Origin of the sequence: Pseudomonas brassicacearum (assembly GCF_918698105.1) — a bacterium.
Lineage (GTDB): Bacteria > Pseudomonadota > Gammaproteobacteria > Pseudomonadales > Pseudomonadaceae > Aquipseudomonas > Aquipseudomonas brassicacearum_F.
In genome coordinates this window covers 20,700-39,122 of record NZ_CAKKMI010000018.1, presented here as the reverse complement: position 1 = coordinate 39,122, position 18,423 = coordinate 20,700, and the positions used below count along the sequence as shown (strand labels likewise).

At 61.4% G+C, this 18,423-nt stretch carries 15 protein-coding genes; 6 read left to right on the top strand and 9 right to left on the bottom strand.

What is annotated here, in order from left to right; all coding sequences use genetic code 11:
- The first annotated feature begins 209 nt into the window (after positions 1-209).
- Positions 210-470, top strand: a complete 261-nt coding sequence (locus LQ215_RS09595; RefSeq protein ID WP_003205410.1) for a YebG family protein — start codon at positions 210-212, stop codon at positions 468-470.
- Between the two features lie 65 nt (positions 471-535).
- On the opposite strand, the gene LQ215_RS09590 is transcribed toward LQ215_RS09595, so the two are convergent.
- Complete coding sequence (locus tag LQ215_RS09590; protein WP_230149237.1) at positions 536-1,924, bottom strand: PLP-dependent aminotransferase family protein; 1,389 nt, start codon at positions 1,922-1,924, stop codon at positions 536-538.
- 321 nt (positions 1,925-2,245) lie between these two features.
- On the opposite strand from LQ215_RS09590, the gene LQ215_RS09585 reads away from it, so the two are divergent.
- From LQ215_RS09585 to glyA, 3 genes are read left to right on the top strand one after another with little or no spacing between them, the layout of a single operon-like run.
- Positions 2,246-3,451 carry a benzoate/H(+) symporter BenE family transporter gene (locus tag LQ215_RS09585; RefSeq protein WP_230149229.1) on the top strand — a complete coding sequence of 402 codons (1,206 nt, stop codon included), beginning with the start codon at positions 2,246-2,248 and terminating at the stop codon, positions 3,449-3,451.
- Positions 3,448-3,597, top strand: coding sequence for a hypothetical protein (locus LQ215_RS09580; RefSeq protein ID WP_230149227.1), 150 nt, complete (start codon positions 3,448-3,450; stop codon positions 3,595-3,597). The genes LQ215_RS09585 and LQ215_RS09580 overlap by 4 nt, the downstream gene beginning before the upstream one ends.
- Before the next feature lie 11 nt (positions 3,598-3,608).
- The gene (glyA, locus tag LQ215_RS09575; protein WP_230149225.1) at positions 3,609-4,847 is read left to right on the top strand and encodes a serine hydroxymethyltransferase; all 1,239 of its coding nucleotides are present in this window, start codon (positions 3,609-3,611) and stop codon (positions 4,845-4,847) included.
- A 186-nt stretch (positions 4,848-5,033) separates the two neighbouring features.
- Here the strand turns inward: glyA and LQ215_RS09570 are convergent, their stop codons facing one another.
- Positions 5,034-6,053 (bottom strand): Glu/Leu/Phe/Val dehydrogenase family protein, encoded by a 1,020-nt coding sequence (locus tag LQ215_RS09570; protein ID WP_230149223.1) that lies wholly within the window; start codon positions 6,051-6,053, stop codon positions 5,034-5,036.
- Positions 6,054-6,240: 187 nt separating this feature from the next.
- Between LQ215_RS09570 and LQ215_RS09565 the strand changes: the two genes are divergently transcribed.
- On the top strand, positions 6,241-7,044 hold the full coding sequence (locus tag LQ215_RS09565; protein ID WP_014340129.1) for a SirB1 family protein: 804 nt from the start codon (positions 6,241-6,243) through the stop codon (positions 7,042-7,044).
- Between the two features lie 216 nt (positions 7,045-7,260).
- Here LQ215_RS09565 and maiA read toward each other — a convergent pair whose 3' ends face one another.
- From maiA to hmgA, 3 genes are read right to left on the bottom strand one after another with little or no spacing between them, the layout of a single operon-like run.
- Positions 7,261-7,896 (bottom strand): maleylacetoacetate isomerase, encoded by a 636-nt coding sequence (gene maiA, locus LQ215_RS09560; RefSeq protein WP_230149221.1) that lies wholly within the window; start codon positions 7,894-7,896, stop codon positions 7,261-7,263.
- Positions 7,897-7,906: 10 nt separating this feature from the next.
- Complete coding sequence (fahA, locus tag LQ215_RS09555) at positions 7,907-9,211, bottom strand: fumarylacetoacetase (protein ID WP_230149219.1); 1,305 nt, start codon at positions 9,209-9,211, stop codon at positions 7,907-7,909.
- 3 nt (positions 9,212-9,214) lie between these two features.
- Positions 9,215-10,519, bottom strand: a complete 1,305-nt coding sequence (hmgA, locus tag LQ215_RS09550; protein ID WP_230149217.1) for a homogentisate 1,2-dioxygenase — start codon at positions 10,517-10,519, stop codon at positions 9,215-9,217.
- 152 nt (positions 10,520-10,671) lie between these two features.
- On the opposite strand from hmgA, the gene LQ215_RS09545 reads away from it, so the two are divergent.
- Positions 10,672-11,493 carry an IclR family transcriptional regulator gene (locus tag LQ215_RS09545; RefSeq protein ID WP_230149215.1) on the top strand — a complete coding sequence of 274 codons (822 nt, stop codon included), beginning with the start codon at positions 10,672-10,674 and terminating at the stop codon, positions 11,491-11,493.
- Here the strand turns inward: LQ215_RS09545 and LQ215_RS09540 are convergent.
- The 4 genes from LQ215_RS09540 to LQ215_RS09525 all read right to left on the bottom strand — a co-directional run bounded on the left by LQ215_RS09540 (position 11,458) and on the right by LQ215_RS09525 (position 17,822).
- On the bottom strand, positions 11,458-11,607 hold the full coding sequence (locus LQ215_RS09540) for a hypothetical protein (protein WP_230149213.1): 150 nt from the start codon (positions 11,605-11,607) through the stop codon (positions 11,458-11,460). The genes LQ215_RS09545 and LQ215_RS09540 overlap by 36 nt on opposite strands.
- 179 nt (positions 11,608-11,786) lie before the next feature.
- Positions 11,787-14,339 (bottom strand): helix-turn-helix transcriptional regulator, encoded by a 2,553-nt coding sequence (locus LQ215_RS09535; RefSeq protein WP_230149212.1) that lies wholly within the window; start codon positions 14,337-14,339, stop codon positions 11,787-11,789.
- A 299-nt stretch (positions 14,340-14,638) separates the two neighbouring features.
- On the bottom strand, positions 14,639-16,006 hold the full coding sequence (locus LQ215_RS09530) for a DUF1329 domain-containing protein (protein WP_230149203.1): 1,368 nt from the start codon (positions 16,004-16,006) through the stop codon (positions 14,639-14,641).
- A 22-nt stretch (positions 16,007-16,028) separates the two neighbouring features.
- The gene (locus tag LQ215_RS09525; RefSeq protein ID WP_230149197.1) at positions 16,029-17,822 is read right to left on the bottom strand and encodes a DUF1302 domain-containing protein; all 1,794 of its coding nucleotides are present in this window, start codon (positions 17,820-17,822) and stop codon (positions 16,029-16,031) included.
- Positions 17,823-18,423: the final 601 nt, after the last annotated feature.

Here is an 18,423-nt window from a genome sequence, read left to right as displayed (position 1 = left end):
TGGCGATAGGCTGGCATCCGGCACTTTTTGAGCTTCAGGCGGCTTATCGCGAGCAAGCTTTGCTCCTGCACAAGCCTTGTCCTCACATGCCGAAACCGGTCTACATTAAAAAGCCACTATCCAAAGCAACAGGATTCGCTTATTCTTTTGCCTGTATATAAATACAGTAGTCACAAAGACAACCAATGTGAAGGCATGTGAGGTGGTAAATGGCCGTCGAAGTGGTATACCGCAGCAGCCGAGATCTGGAGCGCTTGTTCATGGATAAAGCCGAAGCTGACCGTCATGACAAAATGCTGGAACTCGCCGAATTGCTGGCAGAGGTGTTGCAAAAAGCCGTTCCATCGCTGAGCGAGCAACAGGTCGAGGAAGCCGGGATCTACATGGCGAAGAATCGTGATGTGTTCGCCAAGGCATTCAAGAGCCAGCCGGACGCCTTGTCCGAACTGCTCAATCCGTCGGACGAATAACTAAAAAAGATCGCAGCCTTCGGCAGCGCCTACCGCGTAGGAGCTGCCGAAGACTGCGATCTTTTTCAGTAATAACGGCGTGGATCCGAATCGATCAGGCTGGCCAGCTTGGTCAGGGCAAAACGCAGTTCGTCCTGGCTGGTGGGGGACATCAACACCAGCCGTACACAGCGGGTGGTTCCTGAGCGCTCAGCCTGGAACTGGGTGCCGCTGAGCACCAATACGCCGTTGGCCCGGGCGAGCATGGTGAACTCGTCGCTGGTCCAGGGCTCTGGCAGCGTCAACCAGATGTGATAGGCATATGGCTGGGTCTTGAGTTCGACATTGGCAAAGATTTCCCGCGCGATGGCCTGTCGCCCCGCGGCCTCGTTGCGCTGGATACGGACCAGTTTTTTGTCCAGCCCTTCGGTGATCACATTGCTGGCCAGTTGCGCGGTCAATGGCGATGGCATCCAGACGCTACTGCGCACCATCGAGGTCAAGCGTGACAGCAATTTCGGCGGGCTATAGAGATAGCCGATGCGAAGCGCCGGCATGATCGACTTCGACAAGCTGGTCAGGTACACCGAACGCTCCGGCGCAAATGCCGCCAGCGGCTTGATCGAAGGATCGGTGGCAAGGAAGCCGTAAATGTCATCGTCCAGGATGATGAAGTCGAATTCCTCGGCAAGCGCGGCGATCTGGGCCCGACGTTTCTGCGACATGATCGCCGCCGTCGGGTTCTGGCAGGTCGCCACGCAGACCAGCATCGCCGGCTTCTCTCGCAAGCACAGCTCACGCAGTGCTTCGGGAATGATGCCTTCATCGTCCATTGGTACGCCACGCAGGCGGCGCTCAAGGCCGTGGGCCAGGGAAATGATGCCCGGGTAGCAAAGCGCTTCGCAGAGCACCAGGTCACCGGCGTTGGTCAGGGCGCTCATCGCCACCATCAAGCCATGCTGGGCCCCTGCGGTAATCACCACTTGCTGCCATTGCGCGTCGGGCAATGAATGGCGCAACCATTGTGCCCCCGCCTCGCGATGCGCCGGGTGACCGCCATCCGGTGCGTAATCCAGTGCGCGCGCGAAATCGGTGCTCTTGGCCATGCCCACCAGCGCATCGCGCAACCAGTACTCCAAGGTTTCACTGGACGGCTTGATGATGGAGAGGTCGAGTAATTCGGCCTGCCCCAGATTCAGCGGCGCAACGCCGGTACTCGCTGGCGATTCCAGCGACTTCTGGCCGAGTACATAAGTGCCTCGCCCCACCTCCCCTTGCACCAGCCGGCGCCGATGGGCCTCGCTATAGGCCCGGCTGATGGTACCGGGGGTGACATTCAGGGTGGTGGCCAGCTCGCGCAGAGTTGGCAAGCGATCACCTTCGCTCAACACGCCATTGCTGATATCGCGCGCCAACGCATCGGCAATCGACAAATACAGCGGCTGGTTGGACTCGCTTAGCTGGGGAACCCACATGAATGATCGCTGCCATCGTAGTAATGATGAATATCCGAGCATATCACATGGAGGTAAAACGCCTGACAAATCAACACAATCTAAAAATTGAGTCGATTGAGTCGATACACAAACCAGGAAGCCTACCTGATAAAAATTAGATAAAAAATTATATCTCTATAAATCAATCAATTAGTCAGAAAGCAACGGTAAAACAAGCAAAACAAATCGCTCTTCAATTGAATCAATTCAATTCTTTCAAATACACTGATAAAGAATCGAATCAATCGACTCAACTCTCCCCTGATCAACGCGCGACCTGCCGCGCCCAGTCGAGGCATCATGGACACACTCAGAAAGGATCTATCCCTGTCGGCGATCATCGCGGGCTTTATCGCCGTGATCATTTCCTACGCCGGCCCGCTCATCATCGTGTTCCAGGCAGCCAAGGAAGCGCACCTGCCCAACGACGTGGTGTCTTCATGGATCTGGGCCATTTCCATTGGCAGCGGGATTACCGGCCTGTTCCTGAGCTGGCGCCTGCGTGTTCCGGTCATCACCGCGTGGTCGACACCGGGAGCGGCATTGCTGGTGTCGATGCTGCCTACCGTGACCCTGCCCCAAGCCATCGGTGCCTATGTGGTGGCGTCGGTGATCATCGCGCTGGTCGGTCTGTCCGGTGCGTTCGACAAACTGATGAGCCGCCTGCCCAAGGCCATCGCCGCTGCCATGCTCGCCGGGATCCTGTTCCGCTTCGGCGCCGAGCTGTTCACCTCGATCAAACTGCAGCCGGCGTTGGTGTTGGCGATGATCGCGGCATACCTGATCTTCAAGCGCTTTTCGCCACGCTACGCGATCCTGTCGGTGCTGATCGTCGGTTGCGCGGTGGCCGCCTCGTTCGGTGAACTCAACAGCACCTCGATCACCATCGCCGTGGCCCAGCCGGTCTTCATCGCCCCTGAATGGAACTGGCACGCAATCATCAACATCGGCCTGCCATTGGCGCTGGTGACCTTGACCGGCCAGTACGTGCCTGGCATGGCGGTGTTGCGTACCTCGGGCTACAACACGCCAGCACGCCCGATCATTTCGGTCACCGCGATTGGCTCGATCCTGATGGCCCCGTTCGGTTCCCACGGTTTGAACCTGGCAGCCATTACCGCAGCGATCTGCACCGGCCGCGAAGCCCACGAAGACCGCGACAAACGCTACATGGCCGGGATCTCCTGCGGGGTGTTCTACATTCTGATGGGCACCTTCGGCGCCACCCTGGCCTCGGTTTTTTCCGCATTGCCGAAAGAATTGATCGCCTCCCTCGCCGGCCTCGCCTTGTTTGGCGCGATCAGTGCCGGGCTGACCGGCGCCATGGCTGACGAGAAACAACGCGAAGCGGCACTGATCACCTTCCTGGTGACGGCTTCAGGCATGAGCTTCCTGGGCTTGGCCGCCGCATTCTGGGGCTTGATCTTCGGCCTCGTGGCGCACTTCGTGCTGACCTACACCCGCGAACGCAAAGCCGCCGTTATCGCCGAGGGCAGCCGACCATGACCGCTCGCCGCAACTTCATCGGGAGCGGTAACGGCATCGCTGACCGGCAGTTGCTTGAAATACACCTGCGCCGCTGCATTGCACCCAACCCCTTCACTGGCGCTGTCGCATTACATGCCTGCGCCGTTGGCGAAGCGCTTGCCTGAGGATCCACACCATGAGCCTGAAAAATTTCGACCCCGCCATTGCTCACCTGATCGACCGCGAGCGCAACCGCCAGGAAACCCACCTGGAGCTGATCGCTTCGGAAAACTACGTCAGCGAAGAAGTGCTCCAGGCCCAGGGGTCCGTGCTTACCAACAAGTACGCCGAAGGCTATCCGGGCAAGCGTTACTATGGCGGCTGCAAGGTCGTCGATGAAATCGAGAACCTGGCCATCGAACGTGCGCGCAAGTTGTTCAACTGCGAATACGTCAACGTGCAACCGCACTCCGGCTCCCAGGCCAACCAGGCGGTTTTCCTGGCGGTACTTGAACCTGGCGACACCATCCTGGGCATGTCCCTGGCCCATGGCGGCCACCTGACCCACGGCGCCTCGGTGAATTTTTCCGGCAAGATCTACCGGGCATTTTCCTATGGCCTGGACACGGAAACCGAAACCCTCGACTACGAAGAAATGGAAGCCCTGGCCAGGGAGCACCGGCCGAAGATGATCATCGCCGGGGCCTCGGCCTATTCGCGGACCATCGACTTCCAGCGCTTTCGCAAGATCTGCGATGAAATCGGCGCCTACCTGATGGTGGACATGGCGCACTACGCCGGCTTGATCGCTGCCGGCGTGTACCCGTCGCCGGTTGGCATCGCCGACTTCATCACCTCCACCACCCACAAGACCTTGCGCGGCCCGCGCGGTGGTCTGATCTTGGCCAAGGCGCAATATGGCGCCTTGCTCGACAAGACGATTTTCCCGGTGTACCAGGGCGGCCCGCTGATGCACGTCATCGCCGCCAAGGCCGTGGCGTTCAACGAAGCGTTGAGCGACGGGTTCAAGCATTACCAGCAGCGGGTGATCGACAACGCCCGTGTCATGGCCGACGTCCTGACCCGACGCGGCCTGCGGGTGGTGTCCGGCGGTACCGACTGCCACATGTTCCTGCTCGATCTGCGCGCGATGAACATCACCGGCAAAGACGCCGAGGCGCTGCTGGAAAGCGCCCATATCACCTTGAACAAAAACGCGATCCCCGACGATCCGCAGAAACCGGCGATCACCAGCGGCATTCGCATCGGCACGCCGGCGCTGACCACCCGTGGCTTTGGCGAAGCGGAATGTGCCGAAGTGGCGAACTTGATCGCCGACCTGCTGGAACAGCCGGACAATGCAGCTCGCCTGGACGACACCCGGTGCCGAGTGATGCATTTGTGCGAATGCTTTCCGGTGTATCTGCCGAGGTAGGCAGCGGCACACTGTAGGAGCTGGCGAAGCCTGCGATCTTTTGATCTTTTGATCTTTTGATCTTTCGCTTGAGACTCAAGTGTCTGGGGAAAGATCGCAGCCTCGTTGCACTCGACAGCTCCTACACAGCTCCTACACAGCTTCTGCGCAGTCCGGCAGGAGCAAGTTTTGGGCACTGCTTGATGTTTAGCGGTACAACAAACGCTCCGCCAGCTCATCGGCCACCCGGGCGGGTGAGCGCTTCTCCGCCTGGGCGTGGGCAAAGACTTCCGTGAGCCGGGCACCGATCTTCGACAAATGCGCGGTGATCGTCGACAGTTCTTCGCCGCGATGCTTCAGGGCGACGTAGATCAGGCCACCGGAGTTGATCACATAGTCCGGCGCATAGAGGATTCCACGTCTTTCCAACTGGTCGGCCACTTGCAGGTTGCTCAACTGATTATGGGCCGAGCCGGCAACGGCCGAGCAGCGCAGTTGCGCCACGCTTTGGCTGTTGAGCACCCCGCCCAGGCCACAAGGGGCAAGGATGTCGCAGGGCGTGCTGAGCAACGCGTCGTTGGCGATCGGGTGGGCGCCCAGTTGCTCCATCGCCAGTTGCACCTTGCCAGGGTCGATGTCGCTGACCAGCAGCTCGGCGCCGGCCGCGTGCAGTTGTTCGGCCAGGGCATAACCGACATTGCCCAGGCCCTGGATCGCCACCCGCAGGCTTTCGAGGTTATCGCTGCCCAGGCGGGCCATGGCGGTGGCACGGATGCCGGCAAAGACCCCCATTGCCGCGTGGGGCGCGGGGTCTCCCGAGGCCGTGGTGCTGGTGACATGACGAGTCTGCTGGGCAATGCAATCCATGTCGGCCACCGACGTGCCGCTGTCGATGGCCGTGATATAGCGCCCGTCCAACTGCTCGATACAGCGACCAAAGGCTTCGAACAACGCCGCCCGACTCTCGACATGGGCGGGGCGCATGATCACCGCCGCCCCGCCGCCGACGGGCAAGCCCGCCAGTGCAGCCTTGTAGCTCATGCCTTGGGCCAGGCGCATAGCATCGGCCACGGCACTTTCGTCGTCGGGGTAGGCAAGATAACGACAGCCCCCCAGGGCGGGCCCCGGACGACTGCAATGAATGGCAATCACCGCCTTCAACCCGGTTGCCGGGTCTACGCTTAGGTGCAGCGATTCAAGGCGGGAGCTTTGCATGAGAGCAAACATCGAAAGGCTCCCGAATCACTTTTGTTTGTTTCGCCAGTATAGGCGCGCAGCCGAAATTTGCTGGAGCACGCCGGAATAAGCCGCCGGGGTGGTCAGTCCTTTTCGGCATAACCTGTTACAGCCTCAGTCCGAGACTGGACGAAAATCCACGGCAGGGCTAAAACGGGAGCATAGCCCGGAGAGTTTGATGAAACCGCGCCAAGCCTTTTTTGATTGTCTGCACCGCTCGCCCCCGGCGCTGTTCGAAGCGGCGCTGTGGATCGCTGCCGAACATGATCGCGAGGTCGACGTACCGGCCTTGCTGAAGGATTTCAAGGAGCTGCAACAGCGGGTCAGCCATGGCCTGCCGATGCTGCCTGTCAGCGAACTGGGCCAGCCCTTGCTACGACGGCTCAATGACTTGGGCTTCGCCCAGGACGACTTCACGCCCCTGCGACCACGAGCGGCGCTGCTGGACAAAGTCCTGGCACGCAAACGCGGGCAACCCCTGGCCCTCGGGCTGATTGCCCTGGAACTGGCCCGAGGCCTGGAAATTCCGATGGTCGGTGTCAATTTCCCCGGGCATTTCCTGTTGAAGGTGCCCGGCGCCGATCACCTGCTCGATCCGTGCGGTGGCCGCCGGTTGTACCCCAATGACTGCCGGGAACTGCTCCAGCGCCAATACGGCGCGAACATGCCACTCAAGGCTGAGCATCTGGTCAATGCCGAGCCGATGCAGATGCTGCAGCGCCTGTCGCGCAACCTGCGTCAACTGCATCTGGCTAACGACGATTACATCGCGGCCCTGATCGATGCCGAACGGGTGCTGGAACTGGGCAACGCCAGCGCTGCCGACTACCTGGCCCGCGCCAGCCTGTATCAGCGACTCGATTGCCCCAACGCCGAACGCTTCGACCTGGAGCATGCCCTGATGCTCAGCGACGATCCGATCCAGCGAATCCGGCTGACGGAGCGACTGGGGCATTTGCCACCGAATTCGGTTGTGCATTGAGCTGTCGTAGGGCTGCACATCGTTGTCGACGGTTGAATCGCCTTCGCGAGCAAGCTCGCTCCCACATTGGATCTGCGTTGAACATCAAAAGTGAATTCAATGCGGTCAACTGTGGGAGCGAGCTTGCTCGCGATGAGACAAGCAGCCTCACCATCTTTGTGTCTGCCCATTGCTATCGCGAGCAGGCTCGCTCCCACAGGGATAAGAGACGAGCCCTTATGGAGTATCCGGCTGATTCGCCGGGTGCGCCTGTTGGAACGCCCCATGCCCAGCCGCCAATGCCGCCACGCGACGGATCCGTGGGTATTGCTGCAAGGAAACATTGAACCGCTCGGCGGCGTACAACTGCGGGATCAGGTACACATCCGCCAGCCCCGGCAATGCGCCGAAGCAATAACCGTCGTCGCCAATCAACTGCTCCACCGCCGCCAGGCCCTGGCTGATCCAGTTCCCGATCCACTCCGTCACCTGCGTTTCATCGTGGCCCCACTGGCGCAGCTTGTTGAGCACGCTGACGTTGTGCAGGGGATGAATGTCGCAACCGATCAGCGCGGCGACGCCACGTTCGTGGGCGCGCACCGCCAGGTCGGCGCTGAGCAGCGGCACCTGTGGATAACGTTCCTCCAGGTATTCGATGATGGCTGGCGATTGCACCAGTAGCGCGCCATCATCGGTGCGCAGCGCCGGCACCCGGCCCTGGGGGTTGATCACCAGGTAGGCCGGCTGGCGATGCTCGCCCCCAGGCGCAGCGATCAGGTTGACTGGCAGGGCTTGGTAATCCAGCCCCTTGAGCGCCAGCGCAATGCGCACCCGATAGGACGAGGTGGAGCGGTAGTAGGTATAGAGTTCCATGCCCTGCCCCTCAACGCGCCGGCAGGATCTTGCCCCGGCACTCGCCGAAGCCGATGGACGCGAAACCCTCGCGGCGGCAACGGGCCCGCAAGATGATTTCGTCACCGTCCTCAAGGAATCGGCGCACTTCGCCAGACGCCAGTTCGATCGGTTTTTTACCGCCTTCGGTGATTTCCAGCAGACTGCCGAATTGATGGTTTTCAGGGCCCGACAAGGTGCCCGAGCCAAACAGGTCGCCGGCCTGCAACTGGCAACCATTGACGCTGTGGTGTGCAACCATTTGCGCCACGGTCCAGTACATGTACTGGGTGTTGCTCAGGGTCAGGCGCTGGGCCGGCAGGTTTTGCTCGACCATGGCCTCGGTCAGCAACAGTACTTCCAGTTCGATGTCGAAGGCACCGCCGGCCTGGTCACGGGTGTCCAGCAGGTATGGCAGCGGTTGCGGATCGCCTTGCGGGCGCGCCGGTTGCGGGCGGCGGAACGGTTCCAGGGCTTCGGCCGTGACCACCCACGGCGAAATGCTGGTCAGGAAACTCTTCGACAGGAACGGCCCCAGGGGCTGGTATTCCCAGGCCTGGATATCCCGGGCCGACCAGTCGTTGAGCAGGCAGAACCCGCCGATGTGCTCGGCGGCATCACCAATGGGAATCGGTTCGCCCAGGGCATTGCCCTTGCCGATCCAGATGCCCAGCTCCAGCTCATAGTCCAGCCGCGCACACGGGCCGAAGGTCGGCTCGCTCTGCCCGCCCGGCAGGGTCTGGCCCTTGGGACGGCGCACGTCGGTGCCGGACGGGCGAATGGTCGAGGCGCGGCCGTGGTAGCCGATGGGGACGTATTTGTAGTTGGGCAGCAACGGATTGTCGGGGCGGAACAGCTTGCCGACATTCTGCGCGTGCTCGATACCGACGTAGAAGTCGGTGTAGTCGTTGATCCTGGCCGGCAGGTGCATCTGGCAGTCGGCAGCGAGGAGCAGCAGTTTTGCGCCCTGGGCTTCGACCTTGCCACGCAGGGGGCTGTCCTCGCGCAGCAGTTCCAGCAGTCGTTCACGCAGGGCAACCCGGGCGCCGCGGCCCAGGTCGAAAAAACCATTCAACTGGCCGTCGGCCATGGCCTCGACAGCTTGGCGCGCCGCGCCGTCAAACAAGCCCGCGTGCAGCGCCGCCTGCAGATCGAAAATCCGCTCGCCAATCGCCACGCCACTGCGCAGGGCACCGCCATCGACACTGAAGATACCCAATGGCAGGTTCTGCAACGGGAAATCGGTGTGGCCGTTGGCGCTGGCGACCCAGCTACGGGCAGGGGAAAGTTGAGTCATGGGTTATCTCCGGGTCGGGTCGAACGTGACAGGCAACGAGGCCCAACATGCATCGTAGTCGGTTTGCAGTTGCGGGCAGTCCAGGGCGAAGCGGCTTGGACGCAGCACCTGGCTGGTCTCGAACATGAACGCCATGGTGTTGTCGATTTTCGCCGGCTGAAGATTGGCGTTGATCGCTTTGGTACAAGTCTCGCCGTCCGGGCCATGGGCGCTCATGCAACTGTGCAAGGACGCACCGCCCGGCAGGAAACCTTCGGCCTTGGCATCGTAGGCGCCCTGGATCAGGCCCATGAATTCGTTCATCAGGTTGCGGTGGAACCACGGTGGACGGAAGGTGTTCTCCGCCACCATCCAGCGTGGCGGGAAGATCACGAAATCGAGGTTGGCCAGGCCGTGGACGCTGGTGGGCGAGGTCAACACGGTAAAAATCGACGGGTCCGGGTGATCGAAGCTGACCGTGCCCATGGTGTTGAAGCGGCGCAGATCATATTTATACGGCACGTTGTTGCCGTGCCATGCCACCACGTCGAGGGGCGAATGATCCAGCTCGCAACCCCACAACTCACCGAGGAATTTCTGCACCAGCGGGGTTGGTTGCGCGAGGTTTTCGTAATGGGCGACCGGCGTCAGGAAGTCCCGCGGATTCGCCAGGCCATTGCTGCCGATGGGGCCCAGGTCCGGCAGGCGTAGCGGCGCGCCATGGTTTTCGGCGAGGTAGCCACGGGCCTGCGGGTCGAGCAGTTCAATGCGAAATTTCAGGCCCCGGGGCAGCACGACGATTTCCAGCGGTGCCAGTTCCAGCACGCCCAACTCGGTGGCGATCCGCAGCCGTCCCAGTTGCGGCACGATCAGCCATTCACCGTCGGCATTGAAAAACACTCGCTCCATGGAACGGTTGGCCCGGTACTGATACAGGCTGATGCCGGCCGGTTTGTCCGCACCGGCATTGGCCGCCATGCACACCAGCCCGTCGATGAAATCGGTGGGCTCGGCGGGGATCTCCAGCGGGTTCCAACGCAGGCGATTGGGTGTGACGTCGCCCAATGGGCCGCCCGCCAATTGCCGTTCGAGCTTGGTGAAGGCCGGGTGATTGGCTGACGGCCGGATGCGATACATCCAGGTACGCCGCGCTTCACTGCGGGCCATGGTGAATGCCGTGCCGGAGAACAACTCGGCATAGAGACCGTACGGGGCTTTCTGTGGCGAGTTCTGGCCGACGGGCAAGGCGCCGGGCAAGGCTTCGCTGGCAAATTCGTTGCCCAAGCCTGATTGGTAAGCCAGGTCCGACGCTGGGGAATCGAGGTTCATGGAGCCTCCTGGAATGCGGTCCGTCACTCAACGGAGGGGTTGAGGCGCACCGGGTTATTTTTATCGTAATTCGATTACGCATAACGTAATTTGCTCGGCAGCGACCGTCAAGCTATAAAGACGCCCATTCGCCTTCTGGACCCAGCGCCTCCATGGAAACCCCGCTCAGCAACGGTAAACAGAAAGTCCGCTCGGCCGAAGTCGGCACCGACATCCTCAAGGCCCTGGCCGAACTGTCGCCCTCCACGTCGCTGTCGCGGCTGGCCGAACACGTGCAAATGCCGGCGAGCAAGGTTCATCGGTATCTGCAGGCCTTGATCGCCAGCGGGTTTGCCGAGCAAAACGCCGCCACCAACCACTACGGCCTGGGCCGCGAGGCCCTGCGCGTAGGCCTGGCAGCGCTCAACGGCATGGACGTGCTGCAAGTGGCCGCCCTGCCCCTGGCCGAACTGCGCGACGACTTGAACGAAACCTGCTTCCTGGCGGTGTGGGGCAACCATGGCGCGACCGTAGTGCGCATCGAACCCGCCGTGCGGGCCGTGACCGTGGTGACGCAACTGGGCTCGGTATTGCCGTTGCTCAGTTCGTCCACGGGGCTGGTGTTCAGCGCTTATCTGCCGGAGCGCGAGACCATCGGTTTGCGCGAACAGGAAGTACAAGGCACCGAGCATCACGCCCTCGCCGACGACCGCGCTTATGCCGTGTTGTGCGACCAGATTCGCCGTCGCGGCCTGCACCATGTGCATGGCTTGCTGATGCCGGGGGTGGATGCCTTGTCCGCCCCGGTATTCAATGCCCTCGGCGAGGTGAAAGCGGTGATGACGATCGTTGGACCGACCTCGCTGTTCCACGCCGACGAAAACGGCCCGGCGGCGCAACGCCTGTTGGCGGCGACCCGGGCCGTGAGTTGGCGGATGGGGTATGAAGCGGGTCCAGGATCAGCGCAGGAAATCCGGAACGATCTTGATCAGTAGATCGTTGAGGTGGCCGGGGGGCCAGCCGCGGATGGAGATGACGATCTTCACCGCTGAAGGCAACCCTATAAAAAGCCTGGTGATCACCTTGGCAATGATAGGGAATATCGTCATCGCTGAAATGGTCCAGTAGATAGTCGACCAACGGTTGAGAAGACGACACCACTCGCTCACCCGTGTCATGGGGTACAAAACCCGGCATCTCCGTCGGCTCGGTTATACATCAGCCAAACCCTTTACCGTAAAAAGACAAGTGTAAGAACCCGTAAAGACGGCCACCCATTGTTTTCAACCTAACTCATCACCCCCATGACTTTCGCCTTGGCGACCGCTTGTGTACGCCGTTGCACCCCCAACTTGCTATGTATTCGACGCGCATGGGTTTTTACCGTGTGCAACGATATGAACAACTGCTCGGCAATCTGTTGGTTTGAATGACCTTGTGCAATCAACTCCAGCACTTCAAGTTCCCGATGACTGAGCAAGGTATCTTCGGCGCCAGAGGCCGGCGGTTCGATGGGCTCAGCCGACTGCGTCCAGGGCAACAGCTCAGGTTGGCGCAAACGCAACTCACACAAGGCTTGCTGCGCCCGATAACAGGCCACTCGCTTGAGGCCCTCTTGCAAGAGCGCGTGAACCTGGCAACGATCGCCGGACAACCAGATCACTTCAACCAGCGCCAGTTGCAATTCGGTTACCAGCCCATGCATTTCCAGCTGCTGCGCCTGGGCGATCATGGCCTCCAGGCGAGCCTGCGGGTCCCGCTCCCGATGCAGGTAGACCTCGGCCAGCACCAGCAGATATTCCAGGCGCGGAATCAATTCCAGTGTCGCAGGCGGCGCGTGCTTGGCCTGCGGCCCGCGAAAATGCCGCAACACCCGGGTCAAGGCTTCATGGGCCAGTTCCGGACGCCCCTGTTGCAACCAGAACTGGCAGCTGGTTTGCAGCAATACGCCACGGTAAACGGTGTCGGGGATGTGCCGCTGCTGCATGATCCGCTCGGCATCGCGCAGTTGCATGAAGGCCTCGCCATAGTCGCCCTGGTTGGCAGCCAGGCTGGCCTTGCCGAGAAAGCCGTAGAGCACCTGTTTGTCCAGGCTGTGCAGGCCCATTTCCAGGCCCGTTTGAAACTGCTCGGCGGCCCGCTCTTCAAACCCCATGCGCAATGCCAGGCGCCCGCGCCGCAGGGCAATACGCCCCAACAACGGGGAAAAATCCTGGCCTGGTTTATCCAGCAGCGCCTGGACGGCGGCCAGCAGATGATCGGCCCGGTGAGGCGCGCCACGTTGCTCCAGGACTTGGGCGTGGTCCAGTTCCAGCAATCCTTCGAATACCAGCGAACCTTGCGCACGCGCCAGGCACAGTGCCTGGCGGTTGATCCGATGCGCAGCAGCCAGCTCGCCTTCCAGCAGCGCCTGCTGCGTCAGCCCACCCAGGCACAGCACCCGTTGGGCCCAGGCCTCGGGGTCCAGGTTGGCCTGGGCCTGGAGGAAGTGCTCGCGCGCCTGTTCGCCATCGCCCGAGAGGTGCAGCAACCAGCCTCGCAAGACCTGCCACCTGGCCAGCAGCTGTCGTTGCCGGCAGGCCGAAGGTTGCGGCATGAACCTGGCCAGTTGCTCGATGCACGTCGACGCCTGGTCGAAGCGTCCGGCGAACAACAGCGCAGCGGTAACCAGCCCCACCGACTGCGGCGTACAGAGGGTCAGCGCTTCGCCTTGTTGATCGTGCAGGCCCAGCAACAGCACCACGTTGCGACGCTGCAAGACGTGCTCGAAGCTCAAATGCTGCAAGAAACTGACGGCGGTCTCGAACTCCTCGGCCAACATGGCTTGCTCGAACGCCATTTGCCAGTCCTGCTCGGCAGCAAACCACTGGCAGGCCCGTCGATGCCACGAACGCCCCTGCGGCCAGGGCTCTTCACGTACCAGCCGGGCCAGGGCCGGAAAAATCTGCAACCAGTCCGACGTCTGCTCCCATGGCTCGATGAAACATCCCAGGTCCAGCAGCAAGGGCAGGCATTGCGCACCTACCGTGTCGCCGAACAGATGCTCGCACAGCCGGGCATTGAAACGCGGCAGATGCGCCAGCACACGCCAGGCCTGCGCCAGATCCTGGGTCAGCGTGCTGAACAGCTCGTACTCCAGGTAGTCGACCAAGGTTCCCGGCCGTCCCGGCGTTGCATGACTGCGCGCCCATTCGCAACGCTCCAGCAGCGTGATGCGCACCCCGGCACACCAGCCGCCACTGCGCTGGATCACCTCGTGGGCAGTGCGGGCAGCCTGGGGGCCGGGCAGATGACGCAGCAATGGCAGGACATCGTCAGGGGTGAAGAACAACGCCTGCGCATCGAACTCGTGCAGCTCGTCATCGAGCAACAGCCGCGGCCAGTTGCAGTGGGGACGGCGGCGGCCATTGAGCCACAGGTGCAACGCTGGGCTGCTGGTGTTCAACAGACGGTCGAGCAACTGGTCCAGTTCGGGATTCGGCACCCGGCAGTAATCATCCAGGAACAACCACGTGGGTGTCTGCAAACGCGCCAGGTGGGCCAGCAGCCCCGCTTCATCGAGCTTTGGCAGCCCGAGGGCTTGGGCCAGGCGCTCGCACATTTGCACCGTGCTCAAGGCCGCGCCGCCTAGTGGCAGCCAGTGCAGATGACAACCGGCGGGGGCCTGCAGGAAGCACTCGGCGAACACCGCACTCTTGCCACTGCCCGCTGGCGCGCAGAGCAGTTTTACCCGCGCTTCGGACGCCAGCAGCGGCTCGCTCAGGGACCGCCGCGGCACGTGCGTCGAGGACAGGCGAGGCAGCAATCCTGGACGGTCCGGACACGGGGTCATGGCGGTCATGTGTGAAGATCCTGTTTATTGTTATTTCACCACCCTAGTCCTGTGTCGCCGAGCTTTGGAGAAGTATTCAGCGCGCTGATTGGCGCCCATAAAAAAACGACCGGCAGGGGCACTGCCGGTCGATCACGATCATCAAGTCAGGCACCACCTGTGAGGGGTGGATTTACTGTGGGAGCAAGGCTTGCCCGCGATAGCCTCACAGCGGTCCAAACGCTGAACCGCGTTATCGTTCATCGCGGGCAAGCCTTGCTCCCACAGATAAATTCCTTCGCCACAGTTATCTTTCCAACAGTCAGACCTTATCGAACCCCGGTCGAACGCAGCGCTGCCGGTGTGTAGTCGGCGGCCCTGGCTTCGAAGCCGTATTCGTAGCTGTGTTTCTCTTCGTTCTTCATGCCCAGCGCGATGTAGCGGCCGGCAATGATGTCGTAGAGCGCCTCCAGCGTGTAGCCCGGGTTCTGATGGTCGTAGTAGAACTGGGCATGACCTTCGGCCACCCGCCACAGTTGGCCGCGACCGTCGTAGTGATCCACCAGCGCCGCCTGCCAGCTGTCCTCGTCGAAGTACATGTGGCGCTTGGCATAGATGTGCCGCTCGCTCGGCTTGACCGTGCCAACCACTTCCCAGACCCGGTGCAATTCATAGCGAGTCAGGTCCTGGTTGATGTGGCCGGCCTTGATCACATCGTCGTACTTGAGGCTTGGCGAATCGAGCTTGTAGCTGTTGTACGGGATGTACATTTCCTTCTTGCCGACCAGCTTCCAGTCGTAGCGGTCCGGCGCACCGGAAAACAGGTCGAAGTTGTCCGAGGTGCGCAACCCGTCGGCGGCGGTGCCCGGGCCGTCGTAAGCCACTTGCGGGGCACGACGCACCCGGCGCTGGCCGGCGTTGTAGATCCAGGCCAGGCGCGGTTCCTTCACTTGGTCGAGGGTCTCATGTACCAGCAATACGTTGCCGGCCAGGCGCGCCGGCGCGGTCACCTCCTGCTTGAAATAGGTCAGTACGTTGCCGGCCTTCTCCGGGTCGGCATCCTTGATCAGGAACGGCACGGCAATTTCTTCTTCAAAGCGGATCGGCGTGAAGCTGCCGTTGGTCTGCGGCGTAGCCTGGGTGATGATGCGCCGCAGGTTGCCGCCGTGATAACGGGTGACGTGGTTCCACAGCACTTCCACACCGCTCTTGGGAATCGGGAAGGCGTAGTAGCGGTTGCCGGTGAAATTGGCCAGGCCATTGCCGTCGTTGATGGCGTTCACATTAAGGGCGCTGCGCTTGGCCGACTCATAGATTTCCGGCGGCAGGCCCACGCTGCGGTGAGTCGGATAGACCGGGATCTTGTAGGTTTCCGGGTAGCGCTTGAACATCGCGACCTGCCCTTCGGAGAGTTTGTCCTTGTACTTGTCCACCGTCGCGGCGGTGATGGTGAACAGCGGTTTTTCATTGGCGAACGGGTCGGCCAAAAAGCCCTTGCTGTCCACGGCCCCGGCATTTTTCGGGATGCCGCCGGTCCAGGCCGGGATCGAGCCATCGGCATTGCCGGCTTTTTCCGCGCCCAACGGCGTGAGGCTGGTGCCCAGTTTGTTCGCTTCCTCCGGCGAAACCGCCGCCATCACGTTCGCGGCCAGCAGGCTCAAGGCCAGGGCACCGCATTGCAGGATCATCTTGCGCATTGGGTTTTCCTTGTCAGCCAGATCAGAAGTTCACGCCGAAGCTCAACGCGAGGAAGTCGCGGTCTTCGAGAACGTTGTAATCGCCGCCAAAAAAGTCGGTGTAGCTCAGGCTGGCGGTGTAGGTGTTGCGGTAGTCGGCATCGACACCGACGCTGATAGCCTTGGCGCCTTCGTTGAACAGGCCGTTAGGGCCATAACCGGCCACGTCGTGGGACCAGGACACGTTGGGCTTGAAGTTCACACCACCGATCACGTTGGAGTAATCGAGAATCGCCCGGGCGCGATAGCCCCAGGAGGTCGAGGTGACGAAGCCGTCGGTGTCGCCATTGAACCCGTACTGGCCGTAGACCGAATCGCGGCCATAACGCAGCTTGTCCTTGGACTCCAGGCCACCGACATGCACCACCGCCGCCTCGCCGACCAAGGTCAGGCGATCAGCCCCCAGCACCTGATCGAAGAAATGCGTCAGGGTGCTCTGGACCTGGGTGATTTCCTTGCGGCGGTAGCCGGTGTTGTCCGCACCCGGCGTAGTCGCGATGGGCGACGCCGCACCACCGGCAATCGGGTTGACCAGGGCCAGGGTCAAGTCGTTGGTATTGACCTGCACCGGTGCGTTGGGGCGGTAGCTGATTTCCCCGGTCCAGGCGGTGCCGGTGGGCAGCGTGGTGGAGAAACTGGCACCGTACAGGCGAATGTCTTCCGGGTATTCAAGGTAATACTGACCGCGTCCCAGCATGACGCTTTGCGCCAGGCCCGCACCGCTGCCGGGGGCCAGGCCGTTGGCAATCGCGACCATTCCCGGCAACGCCGCCAGCGTCGAGAGCCCCGCCGTGGTGGTCCCGACGGTAGGCGTGCGGCTGTGGTAGTTCATGAAGTACAGGCCGTACTCGGTGTCATCGCCGAGCCAGCGCAACGCGGTGCCCCACTGGCCGGAGTCACGGGCGTCGCGGTCACCGCCGCGGGGAATGATCACCCCTTCGCTGGACACCTGGATCTCCTGGCCGAATGCCTGGGTCAACGGCACGAACGGCGCAATCGCCGGGCTGCCCACGGTGTAGCCGCTGGTGCACCCATCGGCCACCACGTCATTGCCGAAGAAGGTGCCGCAGTTATCCACGACCGTCTGGTCCCACTCCAATTGGTAGAAACCTTCGATGGTCAGTTTGTCGGTCAGGCCTTGGGACGCGAACAACATGTTCACCGGGATCAGGCCTTCCTTGATCTCCGCACCGGGGCGACGGAACGCGGACACGTCCACCGGGTTGATGCTGTTGATGGAGTTGCCTATGAAAGTACTTTCCCCCCAACTGACCACCTGCTTGCCGGCGCGCACGGTGCCCGGCAAATCGGCGATGGAATAGTTGTGATAGACGAAGGCATCGAGAATCTGCGCCCCTGACGACTTGGCGCCTTCCTTGCGATTGCTGTCGCTGATGTCCTTGAATGGACGGCTTTCGTCCTTGAGTTCGAAGTCGTACCAGTACTTGCCGCGCACGAACACGCCGGTATCGCCGTACTTGAGTTCGAGGTCGTGCAGGCCTTTGAAGATTTTGGAAAAGGTCTCGCCCTTCTTGAAATTCAGCCGCCCATCATCACCGGTGGAGGATTGGCCCCGACCGCCGTTGACCGTGCCGACCAGGTCCTTGTCGGCATCGCGCATGCCCCAGCTTGCGCCCACGGACAGCGACGAATCGAACTGACCCTCGATCTCGCCAATATTGAATGAAACGGCCTGCGCCTGGGCACAGCAACCCAAGGCCACCGCGACGGCCAGCGCCTGCGGCTTGAAGATGGCGCGCATTGTTATTGTTGTCATGCGTCTTCCCCGGTGAGTGACAGAGGCTTCACCCTACTGCCGCACGCCATGGGCGATAAGCGCACCAAGGAGGTATTCGCGCCATACCTAAAAAGGATTACAGCCCATGCGGGGCGGGCCTTTGCGCGGCGCATGGATGGACTGGATGATGGGTCATCAGCGCCGCGCATACTCATGCCCGATCTTCGACTGTTACGCGCCCTGCAACGGTGCATGTCCGGATCCGGGCTGTTTCCCGCAGGGCGCGATGCCTATGCTGGCCGGGCTTTCAGGGCAACGGGGCCTGCAAGCACTAGCCTCATGGCATCCCTCATGCCTGGCGCACCGTCTTCGGATGGATTGGCGTATCGGTCCATCATCCCGTGTGTACCGACGTTGGTTTGTAGCTCCTTTGCAACGTCACGCTTAGGCCGCTGCTTTTTGCAGCGGCCTTTTTTATGTGTGGTTATTTCCGAGTTAAAACTTCTTGTTTCCTACATTGCTGTCGGAAAGCCCTGCCGGCATTCAGAGATCGAATTTATAGTTTCCTTGGTCGCTCAGGATGGGCGACTACGCAAATAGCCACGAACGACTGCACGTATTGAATCACGGCATGGCTATT